The sequence below is a fragment of the Halolamina salina genome (assembly GCF_042678005.1).
GTDB lineage: Archaea > Halobacteriota > Halobacteria > Halobacteriales > Haloferacaceae > Halolamina > Halolamina salina.
In genome coordinates this window covers 1-1,676 of the sequence record NZ_JBHUDH010000236.1, presented here as the reverse complement: position 1 = coordinate 1,676, position 1,676 = coordinate 1, and the positions used below count along the sequence as shown (strand labels likewise).

The following is a 1,676-nucleotide window of genomic DNA, read 5'->3' as shown; positions in this document are numbered from 1 at the left end:
TCGTAGAACCCATCCTCGAAGAATTCGCCTGAATTCGACCGGTTAAACCGTAACTCCTCCTCTCCTGCGTCATATGTGACTACACTCTGTTGATCTTCTCCCTCTCGAACACGGAGTCCGACTTTTTCGGCACTCTGTGGATCAATAGTGGCATCGATCTCGAGTGTACGGCCTTCTACATTCGTTCCTTCTAACGGGTCTCTACCCGGTGTAATCCTTTCTGAACACAGTTTTGCCAGCGTTTCTTGTCGTGTTTTAGTGATCTCTTTCGCTGGATGCTGGAGGACTTCGAGAGAGCCATTCTCCTTTCGGAGGGTGATTGTTCGCGGTATCGTCATCGCTCCCTGCCAACCTGGATCCGGTGCATCCATCGCATATTCCCAGTTCCCCATCCAGGTGATGTTCAGTCCGTCGTCGTCTGGTGCATTCCCCCAGCGTTGAGTAGCATAGAAGTCGTATCCGTAATCCGCCCTAATGATTTCCTCGACAATGAACTCCGTTCCGTCGAAATCACCGATATGGTATTCAACGGATCGCAGTTCGATCGGTGAAATGGGAATGATCCACTTCGTCTCATCCGTTCCTTCGACTGGATGTTCAAAGAGACTTGGACATTCCCATCCGTTATCGCCCTCGTCTACATATGTGCTCTCGTAGGTCCAATCGAGCAGATTTTCCGAACTATAGATCTCAATTCCTGCTGGCCGGTCTTCGGTTCCCTCAACCCGGCCAACAACCATTCTCCAACTTTCGTCTGGCTCGTACCAGAACGGCTTTGGATCGCGGAAATTATCCTCATCGCTCTCAATTACTGGATTCTTTGCATAGTTATGGACCGTCTCACCGTTATCTGTACTGTAGGCAATCCGTTGGTCCTCGAACCCCTCATCATGGTGGCCAGTATACATGGCAACTAACGCATCCTCACCGAATCCTGCGGTGTTCTCCGTGTCAATAACTGCCCCGCCGGAGAAGGCCTGCATCGATTCAGTATCGGGAACCTTCGTTCCATGTTCAGTCCAGTTGATGAGGTCCGTGCTTGTCGCATGATCCCAACGTCGTCGATCCGCACCCGCTTGATAGAACAGGTGGAAGATACCTTCGTGATAGACTAGTCCATTCGGATCGTTCATCCACCCTTCAGAGGGGGAGAAGTGATATTCTGGCCGCCACGGATGCGGGTCTTCTACATCTTCAGATACGCTCTCTGTTGCCGAAACACTGCTACTGGCACTGCCGAGTGCTACAGTTGACAAAAGACCAGCTCCTACCGTCTGAATCATCCTCCGACGGCTGAGTTCCGATGACTCTTTCATCGATTCCTCCTTCATTTGTGAACGACTATTTTGATCCACGCTCACATCGATCACGCTCAATGATTAAAATAATTCGATCATGTTTGTTTTATACTATTCCGAATGAAATATATAGAGGATCGATCAACTAGTGGAAGAAAGAAAGACTACGTTTAGTGAACCAAATGGGGAATTAATGTTTGAGAGGCCCTAATTCTCGTCATTTTGGTCGTGCAGTATGTGCACAACGAGACGGGTAGGCTATAGGTAGTTCAATGGGCTGATTTTCCGTCGGTGTGGGAACTGTCCTCGGGGTCACCGTAGCGGGCGGGAGCACCCTCTCGAGCAGCGCATCGACGACGTCGATGAGCGTGTCGTCGA

Annotated in this window: 1 protein-coding gene; it reads right to left on the bottom strand. The window is 50.1% G+C overall.

Going from position 1 to position 1,676, the window contains the following annotated elements; genetic code table 11:
• Positions 1-1,331, bottom strand: a 1,331-nt coding sequence (locus tag ACFR9S_RS15030) for a glycoside hydrolase family 32 protein (protein ID WP_379818974.1), incomplete at its 3' end; no start/stop codon positions are given.
• Positions 1,332-1,676 lie beyond the last annotated feature (345 nt).